Annotated in this window: 12 protein-coding genes; 8 read left to right on the top strand and 4 right to left on the bottom strand. The window is 67.0% G+C overall.

Annotated features, from left to right (window positions below):
• Positions 1-128: 128 nt before the first annotated feature.
• From H6A21_RS04645 to H6A21_RS04635, 3 genes are all read right to left on the bottom strand, one after another.
• Positions 129-1,364 (bottom strand): CapA family protein, encoded by a 1,236-nt coding sequence (locus tag H6A21_RS04645; RefSeq protein WP_204560737.1) that lies wholly within the window; start codon positions 1,362-1,364, stop codon positions 129-131.
• Positions 1,365-1,455: 91 nt separating this feature from the next.
• A complete protein-coding gene (locus H6A21_RS04640; protein ID WP_204560735.1) occupies positions 1,456-2,334 on the bottom strand; it encodes a spermidine synthase in 879 nt (292 codons plus the stop codon).
• Entirely contained in the window at positions 2,331-4,226 is a 1,896-nt protein-coding gene (locus tag H6A21_RS04635) for an elongator complex protein 3 (protein ID WP_204560733.1), read from the bottom strand. The genes H6A21_RS04640 and H6A21_RS04635 overlap by 4 nt, the downstream gene beginning before the upstream one ends.
• A 98-nt stretch (positions 4,227-4,324) precedes the next feature.
• On the opposite strand from H6A21_RS04635, the gene H6A21_RS04630 reads away from it, so the two are divergent.
• From H6A21_RS04630 to thpR, 8 genes are all read left to right on the top strand, one after another.
• Positions 4,325-5,095, top strand: a complete 771-nt coding sequence (locus tag H6A21_RS04630) for a hypothetical protein (protein ID WP_204560731.1) — start codon at positions 4,325-4,327, stop codon at positions 5,093-5,095.
• Positions 5,092-5,859: a GNAT family N-acetyltransferase gene (locus H6A21_RS04625; RefSeq protein WP_204560729.1), complete on the top strand. Its 768-nt coding sequence runs from the start codon at positions 5,092-5,094 to the stop codon at positions 5,857-5,859. Before H6A21_RS04630 ends, H6A21_RS04625 begins: the two co-directional genes overlap by 4 nt.
• A 49-nt stretch (positions 5,860-5,908) precedes the next feature.
• Complete coding sequence (trmB, locus tag H6A21_RS04620) at positions 5,909-6,772, top strand: tRNA (guanine(46)-N(7))-methyltransferase TrmB (protein WP_204560727.1); 864 nt, start codon at positions 5,909-5,911, stop codon at positions 6,770-6,772.
• Between the two features lie 72 nt (positions 6,773-6,844).
• Positions 6,845-7,909: a hypothetical protein gene (locus H6A21_RS04615; RefSeq protein WP_204560725.1), complete on the top strand. Its 1,065-nt coding sequence runs from the start codon at positions 6,845-6,847 to the stop codon at positions 7,907-7,909.
• A gap of 461 nt (positions 7,910-8,370) precedes the next feature.
• Entirely contained in the window at positions 8,371-10,983 is a 2,613-nt protein-coding gene (locus H6A21_RS04610; RefSeq protein ID WP_204560838.1) for a DEAD/DEAH box helicase, read from the top strand.
• Between the two features lie 156 nt (positions 10,984-11,139).
• Positions 11,140-12,018, top strand: a complete 879-nt coding sequence (locus H6A21_RS04605; protein WP_204560723.1) for a patatin-like phospholipase family protein — start codon at positions 11,140-11,142, stop codon at positions 12,016-12,018.
• A 228-nt stretch (positions 12,019-12,246) separates the two neighbouring features.
• Positions 12,247-12,573, top strand: coding sequence for a helix-turn-helix domain-containing protein (locus tag H6A21_RS04600; protein WP_204560721.1), 327 nt, complete (start codon positions 12,247-12,249; stop codon positions 12,571-12,573).
• A gap of 32 nt (positions 12,574-12,605) precedes the next feature.
• Positions 12,606-13,142, top strand: a complete 537-nt coding sequence (gene thpR / locus H6A21_RS04595; protein WP_204560719.1) for an RNA 2',3'-cyclic phosphodiesterase — start codon at positions 12,606-12,608, stop codon at positions 13,140-13,142.
• Between the two features lie 93 nt (positions 13,143-13,235).
• Here the strand turns inward: thpR and H6A21_RS04590 are convergent, their stop codons facing one another.
• The gene (locus tag H6A21_RS04590) at positions 13,236-15,086 is read right to left on the bottom strand and encodes an ABC transporter permease subunit (protein WP_204560717.1); all 1,851 of its coding nucleotides are present in this window, start codon (positions 15,084-15,086) and stop codon (positions 13,236-13,238) included.
• Between the last annotated feature and the right edge of the window lie 2 nt (positions 15,087-15,088).

Raw genomic sequence — 15,088 nt, 5'->3', positions numbered from 1 at the left:
CCCGCACGGGGTGCTTCGGGCGACGCACGATAGGGCCGCGTCGGCTGGAATGCCTTCCCATCAGGCGGCAAGGCCTGTTCCGCATGAGGACAACGTGGCACCAAACTACCCCGTCCCCAATGAGGACATCACAGCGTGCCGCGCAGGATGCACGCGGTCGGGTCGTAGGCAGGGCCGAGGATCTGCGCTGCGAGGTCGCGGCAGAATGAGGCCGTGAAGTCCCCGCATCCCTCCGCCCAGCGGATGGCGTTTGCCGTCGCCAGCTCCTCGGTATACTCCGCAAGCCGGTACACGCTCATGCTCGGGTCGGTCGCCTTATGGGTCACGACCGGCTCGAGCGACCATTCCACGATCCGGTGCTCGTCCGAGCGTTTCGCGAACACGAGCTTCGCCATGCCACCGAGCATGCGCGGCTTCTCGATCTGCCAAGACACGAAGTTGCCGAGCGACCAGAACACCGGCACGCCCCGCCCATCCGGCGCGGTATAGACATCCACCGGCTGCAGAACGTGGGGATGCGTCCCGAGCACGGCATCGACCCCCGCCGAAACGAGCTCGTCTGCCCAGCGCAGCTGCCCGTCATCGGGCTCGTAGACATACTCGGTCCCCCAGTGCACGCACGCCACCACGAAATCGGCCCCGAGCTCGCGCGCCCGCGCGACATCGCCGGCAAGGTCCGCATGGCGCAGCATCCGCAGGCACCACGACTCAGCAGGCAGCTCGTAGTTGGAGAACTCGGTGTAGTTGAGGATGGCGAACGTCATCCCCTGGCGCTCGATGAGACAGATGCGCTCGGCATCCTCGGGCGAGGTCGCGATACCCGGCGTGAGCATCGCGGGATGGTTCGCGCGCCAGTAGTCGAGCGTCCAGCGGATACCGTCGAAACCGTGGTCGAGCGCATGGTTCGTCGCGCTCAGGGCAACATCGACGCCCGCCGCCGCCTCGGCATCGCCCAGCTCCTGCGGGCTGTTGAAGTCGGGAAAGCTCGCCAGGCCGCGCTCGACACCGCCGAGTACCGTCTCCTGGTTCACGATCGCGATGTCCGCATCGGCGAAATCTGAGCTTACGTGCGTGAAGAAATGATCGTAGTTGTATGTGCCGTCCGCGCGCTCGCCTGAAAGCCATACGCCCTGGTGAATGAGCATGTCGCCCACCATCATGAGCGTGGCGCGCGACACGGGCACGTCGCTGTCGAACACCGTCGCGAGCGCGGGCTCGATGATGCCCGCCGTATCCGCCCCCGTCCGGTGGGCACCGGGCGCCGCGCAGCCCCCGAGCGCACCGAGCGCGAGCAGCGCCCCGGCAGCGACGCCGCGCCGCGAGACGGCTGGCGCGCTGTGACCCGCAGCGATCCGTCGTTTCATCAACAAGCACCCCAAGCAGTATTCGGGACCATCACACTCCGATGATACCAGCGACGCCGCAAAGGAGCGGCACCGGACCCGCACCTGGCCATTATGCGCGGTCGCGCATCACATTGCCCAGAAACGAGTCATCGAAGGGAATGGCCTCCTCGAAACGGTACGCGTCGTCGCTTGCGATGACGATGTAGTTGTCCTCGCCGCCCAGCTCCTCGTCGGTCGCCGGCACCACCCACACGTGCGCGAACACCTCAGCGCACGTCGCCACCACGTCGCGGAGAAACGACAGATCCTCGCCCTCGTCGCGCGAGACGACGTTGGCGAGATAGAGCCCACCGGCGCGAAGGCACGCATGGGCGGCTTGCATGGCCTCGCGCGTGGCCAAGGCGACCACGGGCTCGCTGCCGGCAAACGTATCGTTCACGATCGCATCGTAGGAACCGGGCGCCGCGCCCTCCAGATAGGTGCGCCCGTCGGCCTCGATGAGCCGCAAACGACCGCACGCGAGCCGCTCGAGCTCGTCGACGAAAAACCAGCGACGGGCGATGCGCGTCACCGCGGCATCGATCTCCACCACGTCCATCCGCAGGTCGCGTTGCGCGCACAGCGTATGCTTCGGCCACGCGTACCCGCCGCCCCCGATCGCCAGCACGTTCCCGAGACCGTGGACACGCGCGCGCCTCATATCGCCTTCCGCCTCGAACATGACATCAAAGGCGCGTTGATAGGCAAACGGCGGCTCGAAGCGCCGCTCATCGAGATAGGTCGCCGACTGGTAGACCCCGCCCTGGCGCAGCACGCGTACGCGCGTGCCGTCCGGCAGGCGCCGCGTGCGGATGAGCGCCCAGCCGGACCGTGTGCGCGCGAGGTGCGCATCGGCCTTCACCCACGCGACCGCGCCCGCAAGCCCCGCAGCCGCGAGCGCAAGCGCAGCCGCACCCCGCCTGACGGCGCGCGTGCCCGTTCGCCTCATGACAACTCCTTTTGCTGATAGAGCCCGCGATCGGAAAAACCGAGGGCCCGATAGTACTCCCGCGTGCCCACAGCGCTGATGACGTTGATGCGCTCATAGCCCGCCGCGCGCGCGAGCTCGCAGGCGCGCTCGACCAGGCGGCGCCCCAAACCCTGGTGCTGTGCCGCCCGACCCTCCTCGCCCACGTTCGTCGCCATGCCGTAGACGTGGACCTCGCGGATCATCGCCTCGCCTGCACCTATGGGCAACGCATCCGCATGCGCTGCGATAAACGTGGCATCTGGTAGCGACAGGCGCAAAAAGCCCGCGATGCGGCCGTCGGGCAGCACCCACTGCAAGAAGCGCTCGCGCGTGTTCGCCGTCGTGTACGCGCAGGTCTCGAGCTTGAGCTCATCGAGCGGCACCTCCGCGGTCCCGACCTCGCGGAACCTGATCTCGCGCACCGCGCGGGACGCATCCCCGTCCGCCTCGATGCCCGCCTCGACCAGCTGCCGCAGGTTCGGGTGCTTGTTGCCCGCTTTGATGTCGCGCGTCGAGAAGTCCCTGATCATGCGGGAGATGCGGCAGAACGCCGGCGTCGCCAGCACGTCATCGCGCAGCACGGCGACGAGCTCCTCGTTCCGGTAGGGCGCCCACGTCCCGCGCGCGAAGTCGTCACCGAGGCGCGTCCCCTCGATGAGGGCGCACGGATAGAGCTTCACCTCGTCGGGCATGAACGCGGGGTCCTCCACGAGCCGCCGGTAGTCGGCGCGATCGGATGCCGGCGTGGCGCCCAACAGGTTCACCATGGCATGCGCATGGATCTTGAAGCCGAACGCGCGCAGCCACGAGAACGCTTCGGCGATGCGCGCGACCGGGATCGAGCGCCGGTTGGCGTCCAGGATCGCCTGATCGGTGCTCTGGATGCCCATCTGCACCTTCGTGGCTCCCAGGCGCCGGATCAGCGTGAGCGCCTCCGGCGTGATGGCGTCCGGCCGCGTCTCGACGACGAGCCCCACCACGCGATGGCGCGCATGCTCGTTCTCGCGCTGCACGCGCTCGAGCTCCTCGAGCGTGCCAGTCTGTTCGAGGGCAAGCCGCGCATATGCCGAATGCGGACCGTAGAGTTCGCGAACCGCCTCGTTGTAGCTGCGCACATGTCTGCTGACCTGCGCCTGCATGTCCGCGGTCAGCGCGTGCAGCTCGTCTTCGTCGCGCGGGATGCCGAGCGCGCGATAGCGCTCGCGCCGCCGCGCCACGCCCGCGGGGACATCGGTCGCGCTCGCCAGAACCGCTCCGGGGTCCTCACCCGGTGCGGCAAGCATGGGATTCGCCGCCACGCCCGAGATCGCATCGTCGTTCAGCGCGCGAAACAGCTCGGTCACGAACCAGATCTGGTAGGCGCGCGGGTAGTCGCTCCACGTGCCCCCGAGGATGATGAGCTCGATCTTGTCGGTGGCGTGCCCCATCTGCGCGAGCGCCGTGAGACGCGTCGCCACCTGCAGGTACGGGTCGAACCAGTTCTGCTCCGCCCGCGCGCATGCGGGCTCGCCGTGCAGGTAGCTTTTGGGCATGCGCACGTCACAGGGACAGTAGCGGCAATCGCTTGCACACGGCCACGGCTTGGTGATGACCGTGATGGTCGCCACGCCCGATGCCGAGCGGCGCGGTTTCATCCGCAGGACCCGCAACAGGCCACGCTCGAGCTCCGGCGTGACACCCCAGCTGCGCCAGCGCTCGGGATCCTCGCGCTTCACACGCTGGTAGTACGGCAGCAGGCGCCGCTTCGCGAACGCCCGCTTATCGCCGCCCGCACGCTTCGCCTGTGCGTGGACGAGACGCACGAGCGCGGTGTCGTCAACCGTCTCGCCGCGCTTGAGCGCGTCGAGTATGTTCAAGATAATCTGCTCCATAGCCCGCTATTCTAGCGTAGGGGGTGCCGGCAGGCCGGGCCGTTCGGCCCCTGCAGGGCGCTATGATGGGGATGTTCCACACGTTTGCCGGGAGACCCATGGATACCAAGACCGCGCGCTTCCTCATCGAGCTCAACAACCGGTTCTACCGCGACCACGCCGCCTCGTTTTCAGCGACGCGGCAGGCGCCCTGGCCGGGATGGGAACGTGTGCTCGACGAGGCGGCGCCGCATCTGGCAGCATGCGATGCGCCGCGCGTGCTCGACCTCGCCTGCGGAAATCTGCGCTTCGAGCGCTTCCTCTCCAGTCGCCTCGCCACCACGCCTGCCTGCTGGGCGGTCGACGCGGCAGACGAGCTTAGCGCCGATGCCCCGCGCGGCGACGCGCTGAGGTATCGCCATGCGGACATCCTGGGCGCGCTGCTGGAGGGGCACGACCCCCTGGCGGGCATTCCCGCCTGCGACCTTTCCGTCTGCTTCGGCTTCATGCACCACGTGCCGGGCGCACGGCTGCGTGCCGCCGTGGGCGACCTGCTCGCCGCACACACCCGCCCGCATGGGCTCATCGCGCTGTCGTTCTGGCGTTTTTTGGATGACGAGCGCCTCGCCGCGAAGGCTGACGCCGCCGATGCGCGCGCGGCCGCCTTCGGCCTGCCGACGACCGATCTTGATGAGGGCGACCGTTATCTCGGCTGGCAGGATGATCGCGACGCGTGGCGCTACTGCCACCATTTCAGCGAGGCCGACGTCGACGCCTGCGCCGAGCATCTTGCGGACGCGGGCGCGCATGAGGTCTGCCGCTTCTCGGCAGACGGGCGCAGCGGCGCGCTCAACCGCTACCTCATCTGCCGTATGGGCGATGGCGCATGATGCGCGTCGCCCGCAACCCCGCCATCGCGGCGCCCTTGTTCGCGACACCGCGGCCGGTCATCGTCCAGAGCTGCATTGAGGGCGCACAGGGCCGCGTCCTTATCGATCGCGAACCCGACCCACGCACCGCCGCGGCCGTGCTCGGCGATTTCGCCTACCTCGCGGGAGCGCGAAGCGCCGCCTTCCTCGAGGGCCTCATGGCCGCAGGCCCCTTCCCCGTGTCGCCGCAGATCCTCATCCCCTGCAACCCAGGCTGGACCCGCCTTCTCGAGGAGCAGGCGGGGCACGGCCTCGTTCGGCACACGCGCTACGCCACGATGGCACCCGCTGCGTTTGACTGTGATCGCCTGCGCTGGCTCGCGAACCCGCCTGAAGGCACCGTGCTGCAGCCCCTGGATGCCTCCACGTATGCGCTGTGCCGCACGGAGACTTGGAGCTGCGACCTGGTCTCGCAGTTCCCTTCTGCCGAGCGCTTCGACACCTCTGCCCTGGGCGTCGTCGCTTTGGCGAGCGGGCGCGTCGTCTCCGGGGCCTCGACGTACGCCCGCAGCCGCTCTGCCATCGAGATCGAGGTCGACACGCACCCCGCCTGGCGCCGGCGCGGCCTGGCGCGCGCCTGCTCCGCCGCGCTCATCCTCTCCTGCGCGGCCCGTGGCATCCGAGCGAGCTGGGACGCCCACACGGAGGCATCGCTTACGCTGGCCCGACAGCTCGGATACGCCCTCGACCATGCGTATACCGCGTATCTCATCGAGCGCGCGTGATCTTCGTATACAATCCTCACGCATCGCCATACTCGCCGAAGGGGAGCCCATGGGCCTCACGCATATCCGCACGCCGAAGAACTTCGATCTCGACGAGCGCCTCGAGCGCTACGCCGACGCCATCGAGACGAACGCACCGGGTCTCGTAGGCCGATGGGCGCAGGCCTGCTGGCCCATCGACCCGCAGCGTTCTGACGGGCGCGACCGCTTTCGAGAGGTCAGGCTCGATCTTGGCTGCGGCAAGGGCGCCTTTATCGCCCAGTGCGCACAGCTGTACCCCGATATCCTGTTCATCGGCATGGACGTCGAGCCCATCTGCATCGCCTATGCCGCCCAGCGCGCGTGCGACGAGGGGCTGCGCAACATGGTCATCGTTCCGCGCGGTGCGAACGCGCTCCCCGAGATATTCTGCGAAGGCGAGCTTTCCGCCATCACGCTGAACTTCCCCACCCCCTATCCGAAGCGCCACCATGCGCGGCGTCGCCTGGTCAATGTCGACCATCTCCTCGGATTCCGCCGCCTGCTTGCGCCGGGCGCAACCATCACGCTGCGCACCGACAGCCAGCCGCTGTGGGAATACGCCAAAGGCCAGTTCAAAGCCGCAGGGTACACAATCAGATGGGCCTCTTCTGACACGCGCGCCGACCATCCGGAAACCCCTGTCACCGAGTACGAGCGCCGTCTCACCGAGCGTGGCGCCACGGTCTTCGGCATCTGCGCCGAGCCGGGCAGCGAACCCGACGCCGCCGGCATCCAGCGCGGACGCGACGCGGAGCAAAGCCTCATGTGCTACCTGCCCGCCGACCTCTTCTCGCTCGACTACGTGCCCCTCGGCATGGAGGCCGCCGTCGAGAACTTCCGCAACCGCGAGCGCAAGGGCAAGGCGCGCATCCCCGGAAACACCCGCTCCTAAGCTGATTTTGTCGGTTTAGTTTTATATATTTTAGTTTGTATCATACTCATGTTGATATGTAATACTATCACCATGGAACCGACGATCTTCTGCCACACCACCGCCCTGCACGCCCTGCGCTCCTCACGCACCTGGCGCGGCTGCATCCCCTGGCCAGCTCTTTTTTCCGAGCGGCAGCGGGATGTCCTTCGCGCTGCCAACGGTCATCGCGACCGCATCGATGTCCCTTGGCTCGAGGGGCTTGGCATCATCCCCAAACGCGAGGGCGACGCGCCAGGGCCCATGCACCTTCTTGTCGCCAACCGTTCCGTCCATGCGAAGCGCCCGGGTATCAGAACGCATCAGTGCTCGATCGATCTGCCTGAAGGTTCACTGCTCGAAGTCGCCACGGACTGTTACGTCTGCAGCCCCGCGCTCACGCTCGTCCAGCTTGCCGCCACCGCCGAGCGCGCAGACATCCTGAAGATCGCCTACGAGTTCATGGGGCTCTACACGCTGCCCGCCGAGCAGGACGGCGAGGCCAGCCGGGCCGCACAGGCCCTGACCATCCCGTCGCTCAAACAATATCTACGCCGGCTGCCAAAAACCAAGGGCTCCGGGATCGTGCGCGACCTTCTCCCCCACCTTGCCGAGCGCTCGCGCTCTCCCCTCGAGACCGCCACCACGCTGCTGCTGACCACACCGGGAGCACACGGTGGGTTTGGTCTCAAGATGCCGAGCCTGAACTACAAGGTTGAGCTCGATTCCGAGGTTGCCGAAGCCTTCGGAAGGCAGGCCATCGAGTGCGACCTGTACTTCGAGGACGCCCGGGTCGATGTCGAGTGCAACAGCCGCTACCACAACAATGAGCACCAGCGCCAACTTGACGACGAGCGCGCCTCGGCGTTGGCCTCCATGGACATCCTCGTTCTTCCCGTCTCGATATCCCAGCTCACCGATCTGAACAAACTCGAACGCATCGCCAAGACCATCGCGGCGCGCTCGGGGGCACGCTATCGCCCGCGCGCGAAAAAGCGCTTGCTGCGCCAGGCAACGCTCCAGGCCGCGCTTCTCGAGGATTTCCGCGGTGAGGAGCCCGGAACCGCAGCCGAGCAGGCCGAAGAATCAGGCGACGTCGATCCCGAGAGCGCCTGCTGAGCATCCCGCTGGACAAAAACGCCTTGAGTGGGACTCCTCACTCGTTCTGTGGGATTATATACGGCGCTTCCAGGGGCAATTTTATGCGTCCGCAGCATCGTTTGCCGACGATTCGCATAGCAAACGATACACAGACACACGTCGGAGCAGATCGGCGCACCACCAACCGTCCCACTCAACGCGTTTTTGTCCAGCGCGCTCGGCAGCACGACCCGGCGGCGGCCGCATGAAGACGGAACGCATCTCGACCGCGCGCCGACAGCGCATAAAGCTGGCACCGAAATGCATAGCATGCTCCGGCCGCCCCTGCCCTGCCCTCAGGTTGCCGCCAAGGGCAACGAGTGGCGGACAGGGGCCATCCTGTGGGGATGCGCGCACCAGCCCGGCACGCACACCCCCGATGCGACATAATGAGTGCCGATCGATTGTTTGTTGTAAAGGATGAACCTGTGGCAGGCACCATGAACACGACGGCATCCGCGAGCTCGTTCTCGGGCGGCACCGGGGAGCTCACGGCAGGAGCGCTCGGCAAGCTCTCCCCCAGCTGGTGGGAGCCGGAGGACGGCAGCGCACCAGAGCCGTGGCTCACCCCCGACGAGGCGTTCGAGCGCTTCTTGAGCTGGACGGAAGCCCAGGGCATCGAGCTGTGGCCGCACCAGGAGGAGGCCCTCATGGACCTCGCCGCCGGCGACCACGTCATCTTGGGCACGCCGACTGGATCGGGCAAGTCGCTCGTCGCGCTCGGCATGCTGTTCATGGGCATGTGCCAGGGCAAGCGCGCCTACTACACCGCCCCCATCAAGGCGCTCGTCAGCGAGAAGTTCTTCGACCTCGTGGAGGTGCTCGGCCGCGACAACGTCGGCATGATCACCGGCGACACGCACATCAACACCGCGGCTCCGGTCATCTGCTGCACCGCGGAGATCCTCGCCAATCAGGCGCTGCGCGAGGGGGCCGACTCCGACGTCAGCTGCGTCGCCATGGACGAGTTCCACTACTTCGCCGACCCGGACCGCGGTTGGGCCTGGCAGGTCCCCCTGCTCACGCTGCCGCAGGCGCAGTTCATGCTCATGAGCGCCACGCTCGGTGACGTCACGGCCATCGCGCGCGCCCTCGAGGACCAGACGGGCGTTCCGGTCGACCGCGTCACCGACGCACCGCGCCCCGTCCCGCTCAGCTACGAATACGTCGACACGCCGCTCGAGGCGACCGTGGAACTCGCCATGCGCCGTGGCGAGGCGCCGCTCTATATCGTTCACTTCTCGCAGGACGCCGCGCTCAGCACCGCCAGCTCGCTGGCGAACTTCGGCATCGCCACGAAGGAGCAGCGCGAGGCCATCAAGGAGGCGTCGAAGGGGACGCGCTTCACCACGGCGTTCGGCAAGATCTTGAAGCGCCTGCTCTCCTGCGGCGTCGGCGTGCACCACGCGGGCATGCTGCCGCGCTATCGCCTGCTCGTAGAGAAGCTCGCCCAGCAGGGCCTGCTGCCGGTCATCTGCGGCACCGACACGCTGGGCGTCGGCATCAACGTGCCCATCCACACCGTCGTGCTGACCGCGCTCACGAAGTTCGACGGGCACCGCATGCGCCGCCTGCGCGCCCGCGAGTTCCACCAGATCGCCGGCCGCGCCGGACGCGCCGGCTTCGACACCGAGGGCAACGTCATCGCCGAGGCCCCCGAACACGAGATCGAGAACGCCAAGCTCGTCGCCAAGGCGGGCGGCGACCCCAAGAAGCTCCGCAAGCTCAAGAAGAAAAAACCGCCCGAGGGCTTCGTCACATGGAACGAGCAGACGTTCACGAAGCTCATCGAGTCGGAGCCTGAGACCCTGAAGCCGCGGCTGCGCATCACCCACTCCATGGTCCTGTCGATGGTCGAGCAGGGCGGCGACGCCCGCGCGCACGTGGATGAGCTCATCGAGCGCTCGCTGCAGACGCCCGAGGAGAAGCTCGCCCTCTCCGCGCGTGCCGACGAGATCTTCGCCACGCTCATCGACACGGGCGTGGTCGTGCGCGATGTGGCCGATGACGGCGCGGTGTCCTACGCCCTGACGGTCGACCTGCCCGACGACTTCGCCCTCGACCAGCCGCTCTCGCCGTTTTTGCTCGCCGCGCTGGAGCTGCTCGACCCCGACAGCGAGACCTACACCTTCGACCTCATCTCCATGGTCGAGGCGACGCTTGAGGATCCCAAGCAGGTGCTGCGCGCACAGGAGCGCATCGAGCGCGACCGAGCCCTCGCCGAAATGAAGGCCGACGGCGTCGACTACGAGGAGCGCCTGGAGAAACTCGCCGACATCACCTACCCCAAGCCGCTCGAGGACATGCTCGACGCCGCGTTTGCGCAGTACTGCGAGAAGGTGCCGTGGGCGAACGACTACGCGCTGTCGCCGAAATCGGTGCTGCGCGACATGCTCGAGAGCGCCTCTGACTTCAAGGGCTACATCCAGAAGCTCAAGATTGCCCGCTCCGAGGGCATCCTTTTGCGCTACCTCGCCGAGGCGTTCCGCTCGCTCGACCGCACCGTGCCGCTCGAGAAGCGCAACGACCAGCTCTGCGACATCATCTCGTGGCTCGGCTTCGTCGTCCGCTCCGTCGACTCGAGCCTCGTGGACGAGTGGCAGGCGGCGGGCGACCCCGCCGCGCTCGACGCCGCGCCGCCCCAAGCCGCCGACGCCGTGGTGGTCGACCGCCGCGGCATGACGCTGCTCGTGCGCAACGCGCTCATCCACCGCGTCACCCTCGCCGCACACGAGCGCACCGACGAGCTCGGCGAGCTCGATGCGGACTGGGGCATGACGGCGGCGCGCTGGGCCCGTGCACTCGACACCTACTTCGAGGCGCACGACGAGATCATCCTCGACGCGGACGCGCGCTCCGCCGCCTTCTTCTCCATCGACGAGGCCGACGAGCAGGCCGCGCACGTCTGGCATGTCCACCAGATCTTCTCCGACGAGGCCGGCGACCACGATTTCGGCATCATGGCCGACCTCGACCTCGACGCGACCGCCGAGACGGGCGAGGCCGTCTTCAAGAACTACCGCGTGGGCTTCATCGAGGACCTGCTCGCCTAAGGGGAACACAGCCGACGCCGAAAAGCCGCCCCGAGCCCGCGCGCTCGGGGCGGCTCGTTTCACGCGAATGCAGGGGCGCCAAAGAAAGCCGCCCTCACAGCGTGCGACGGCCAAGCGACTATACTGTGCTGCAGCAACGAGAAGACAGGGGGCACGATGGATCCAAGCGCATCTCACAGCAAGTCGACCGTAGGCGTCGTGCTCGAGGGCGGCGGGTTTCGCGGCATGTATACCTCAGGCGTCATCGACGTCTGGATGGAGCACGGCATCACGGCCACCGCGACGGTCGGCGTCTCGGCGGGCGCCACGTTCGGCTGCAACTTCAAATCGGAGCAAATCGGGCGCGCGCTGCGCTACAACAAGAAGTACTGCGCCGACCCCCGCTATTGCAGCATTCGCAACTGGCTGTTCAAAGGCGACTTGTTCAGCCGCGATTTCGCCTACGACGAGCTGCCCTGGAGGCTCGACGTCTTCGATCAGGAGGCGTTCGCGCGCAACCCCATGCGCTTCACCGTGGTCGCCACCGACATCAACGAGGGCGTCCCTGTCTACCACGATCTCGGTCCGGGCGACAAGGGCGATATCGAGTGGATCCGCGCCTCGGCATCCATCCCCATGGTGTCGCACCCGGTAAAGCTCGAGGGGCGCGAGCTGCTCGACGGCGGCGTCGCCGATTCGATACCCTTCGCCTGGATGCTCGAGCAGGGGCTCGACCGGACGGTCGTCGTCCTGACGCAGCCTGCAGGCTACCGCAAGGAGCCGAACAGCCTCATGCCCGTGCTGCGCCTCTGGCTCAAGCGCTATCCGCGCCTGGTGGAGCTGCTGGCAAACCGCCACGAGCGCTACAACGCGCAGCTTGACGAGCTTGCGCGCCTTGAGCGCGCCGGCAAGGTCTTCATCATCCGTCCGAGCGAGTCGGTGCGCATGCCCATGATGGTGCGCGACCCCGAGATCCTCGAGCGCGCCTACCAGGTCGGCCGCGCCGACGCCGAAGCGACCCTCGGCACCCTTGAGGCCTATATCTCCGGCGACTGATCGGCGGTCGCGGCGCCCCTTCTCCCGCAGGAGTCGCCAACAGCCGCTCTCATCCTCCCTCCCGCCCCGCACCTTGCGCGCAACCCATCGTAAAGAAGACTTTGCGCCGGTCGGGAGCACGCGTTTTACGCTTGCATTACCAACCACCCCCGCTGGCAGATGTTGCGCAATTGTGAACAGATTGTGGGCATACAATGCAAGGGAGTGTGCTAGGAGCGAGGAGGAGCTATGCCCGAGCATATGGGACCCGCCCTGATCGATACCAACGGAGGCAGACACGACCTGACGCAGCGTCAATATGAAGTCATCATCGCCATGGCAGCGCGCCTGGGACTCGACGTCGTCCCGGATGTCGGCGCATCGGGCGATACGCTCATCTCAACAGGCAAGGCGGCCGAGATCCTCGGCGTCTCGCGCCGCACGGTCACGCGCATGCTCGACCGCGGCGAGATTCAGGGCATCCGGCTCGGCCCCAACCACCATCGCAGCGTGCGCCTCGCCGACGTGCTCGATTTCCAGCAGCGCACCGAACACGACCGGCAGGCCGGCGTATAGGCCGCCTCGCCCCGAGGAGGCCACCGGTTGCCATGAGGACGTTTATCGCACTTGAGCCGCCCCCTGATTTCGTCGATGAGCTGGCGGCGTGCTCCCGTCAGCTTGCCGGCGCCGTGCCGGGGCGCTTCATGAAGCGCGCGACCTACCACGTCACGCTCGCCTTTCTCGGCGAGATCGACGAGGGCGAGGCACGGCGCGCCATGGACGCCCTCGATGCCGCCTGCGCCGACCGCCCGCCTGCGCCCTTAGTCCCCGACGGCCTGGGCACGTTCGGCAAGTCGCGCGACGCCACCCTCTGGCTCGGACTCGCCCGCGCGACGTCCCTCATGGACCTTGCCGAGCGCGTGCGCGAAGAACTCGACGCGCGGCAGATCCCCTATCACCGCAAGGCCTTCCGCCCGCACATCACCTTGGCGCGCCGGGCGCGCATCGGTCGCGACGCCTTGCCCGACCTCGCCTTCCCCACGCCGGCGAAGGCGAGCGCGGTCACGCTGTTCCGCAGCTTCCTCGACGAGACGGGTGCCACCTACAAACCGCTCTACACCGTCGCGCTCGACGGCCGCGCATAGAGCGCAAAGCCGCTCGCATCAAAAAACGACCCCTGTGTCCTTCGGGCAAGATGGACGCAGGGGTCGTTTTCACATGGAGTCGGGCACGGGCGCCTACGCGATCTCTGCGAGCAGCGTCGGCAGCTCAGAGAGATTGCGGATGACCGCATCGGCGCCCGCCGCGCGAAACGTCGCGGCGACGCGCTCGCAGACGGCATCGCGCTCGGCGGGAGCGAGCCCCTCGTACTCGTCCTGCGTAAGGCCCATCTCGGAGCTGCCCTCCACCACGCCGATGGAGATGACGCCGGCGGCCGTGCCCTCCTTGATGTCGGACACGGTATCGCCCACCTTGGCGGCCTTGCGCACGCAGCTCACGCCGAGCGCCTCGAGGTTGCGGAACACCATGTAGGGGAAGGGACGCCCGTGCCCGCCCGTGCTGTCCGGCGTGATGGAGAAGTCCGGTTTGTACCCGGCGCGGGCGGCCTCGGGCTTAACGATCGCCATCATCTCGAAAACCTGCAGGATGGTGGGCCAGGCGTTCGGCGTCACGACGCGCACGATCGTCTTGATCCACGAGTCGCCCATAAGCTTGGCCGTGGTCTCCCAGCTGGCGTTCATCTTGGTGAGGGAGTCCTTCATCATCTGGTAGGGCGTGGCGAAGTAATGCACGACGTTGCAGATGATAAGGATCGCGAACGTGCCCTGGATGGGCGTGCCGGAAAACGCGAACAGAAAGGCGATGCCGAGCACCATGCCGGGCACGGTGCTGATGACGCCCGAGACGGAGTCGACGATGCGCTTGGATGCCACGGACAGGTTGGAGCGCGCCGTGACGAGCGCCGCCGCGTAAGCGAGCGCGCAGCCGACGAGCGCCGTGGGCACAGCCACGACCAGCGAGTTCGCAAGCACGCCCGCAAGGTCGGGGTCGGTGATGACCGAGGCCACGTGATCGAGCGTGAACGTCATGCGGTAAGGCCACATCTCCACGAACGGCACGATGAGAATGACGGCGAACACCGACAGCAGGGACACGAGCACCGCCACCGAAAGACCGCCCGCAACGCCGTCGCGCACGCGGCTGGCCGACAGCTCGACGGGCGTGATCTTGTTGTAGCGGATGGCGAAGCGCTCGAGCGCGGCCATGAGGATGATGCTCGCGATGGACGGGATAAGCATGACCACGGCGATGACGGCGCCCTCGTTGAAATCGGGCAGCGCGCCGAGCATCTGGTTGAACAGCTCGAGGGCGACGACGTTGTACTGGCCGCCGACCGACGTCGGGATGCCATAGTCGGTGAACGCCAGGAAAAACGACTGGACGAACGCCACGCTCAAGGCGCCTGCCAGCGGGCGCACCACCGTTGTCAGTAACGTGGCGAGCGGCCTGTCGCCCATCAGGCGGCTCACGAACATGAAGCGCTTGTCGATAAAGCGGAAGCTGTTGTCCACGAGCAGAAACGCCGTGGGCAGCGTGTAGATCACGTAGCCGAGCATCAGGCCACCGAAGCCGTAGATGTCGAACAGCTGGAAGCCCAGAAGACGCGTGAGCAGGCCCTGGCGGCCGAAGGTGTAGATGATCGCGAACCCGTAGGTGATCGTGGGCACGAGCATCGGCAGCTGCGCGAAAAGACCGATGGCGCGCTTGAGCGGTGCCGGCACGTTCGTGCAGTTGACGGTATAGGACAAAAGGAACGCGAGCAGGACGGCCACGAACGCCGAGGCCGCCGAGACCGCGAAGCTGTTCGCGATGCTCTGGACGAAGTCGGGACGGCTGAACACCTCGAGGTAGTTGGCGAGCGTCAGCGCGCCCGCGCCCGTGGTGAGGGAGCGCACGAGCACGAGGGCGAGAGGCGCTGCCAGAAAGACGACGAACAGCAGCACGATCAGGAGGAACAGGACGCGCAGCTCCTTTTCCTGCAGGACCTGGCGCGGCATAGCAGCCGCGGCGCCGGAAGCGGAAGACATCT

Origin of the sequence: Collinsella tanakaei (genome assembly GCF_016902615.1) — a bacterium.
Classification (GTDB): Bacteria; Actinomycetota; Coriobacteriia; order Coriobacteriales; family Coriobacteriaceae; genus Collinsella; species Collinsella tanakaei_A.
This window is presented reverse-complemented; position numbering and strand designations above follow the sequence as displayed.

Bases quoted from the DNA above. Each gene is read 5' to 3' on its own strand.
- H6A21_RS04645 (WP_204560737.1), bottom strand. From the start codon at position 1,364: ATGAAACGACGGATCGCTGCGGGTCACAGCGCGCCAGCCGTCTCGCGG.
- H6A21_RS04640 (WP_204560735.1), bottom strand. From the start codon at position 2,334: ATGAGGCGAACGGGCACGCGCGCCGTCAGGCGGGGTGCGGCTGCGCTT.
- H6A21_RS04635 (WP_204560733.1), bottom strand. From the start codon at position 4,226: ATGGAGCAGATTATCTTGAACATACTCGACGCGCTCAAGCGCGGCGAG.
- H6A21_RS04630 (WP_204560731.1), top strand. From the start codon at position 4,325: ATGGATACCAAGACCGCGCGCTTCCTCATCGAGCTCAACAACCGGTTC.
- H6A21_RS04625 (WP_204560729.1), top strand. From the start codon at position 5,092: ATGATGCGCGTCGCCCGCAACCCCGCCATCGCGGCGCCCTTGTTCGCG.
- trmB (WP_204560727.1), top strand. From the start codon at position 5,909: ATGGGCCTCACGCATATCCGCACGCCGAAGAACTTCGATCTCGACGAG.
- H6A21_RS04615 (WP_204560725.1), top strand. From the start codon at position 6,845: ATGGAACCGACGATCTTCTGCCACACCACCGCCCTGCACGCCCTGCGC.
- H6A21_RS04610 (WP_204560838.1), top strand. From the start codon at position 8,371: ATGAACACGACGGCATCCGCGAGCTCGTTCTCGGGCGGCACCGGGGAG.
- H6A21_RS04605 (WP_204560723.1), top strand. From the start codon at position 11,140: ATGGATCCAAGCGCATCTCACAGCAAGTCGACCGTAGGCGTCGTGCTC.
- H6A21_RS04600 (WP_204560721.1), top strand. From the start codon at position 12,247: ATGCCCGAGCATATGGGACCCGCCCTGATCGATACCAACGGAGGCAGA.
- thpR (WP_204560719.1), top strand. From the start codon at position 12,606: ATGAGGACGTTTATCGCACTTGAGCCGCCCCCTGATTTCGTCGATGAG.
- H6A21_RS04590 (WP_204560717.1), bottom strand. From the start codon at position 15,086: ATGTCTTCCGCTTCCGGCGCCGCGGCTGCTATGCCGCGCCAGGTCCTG.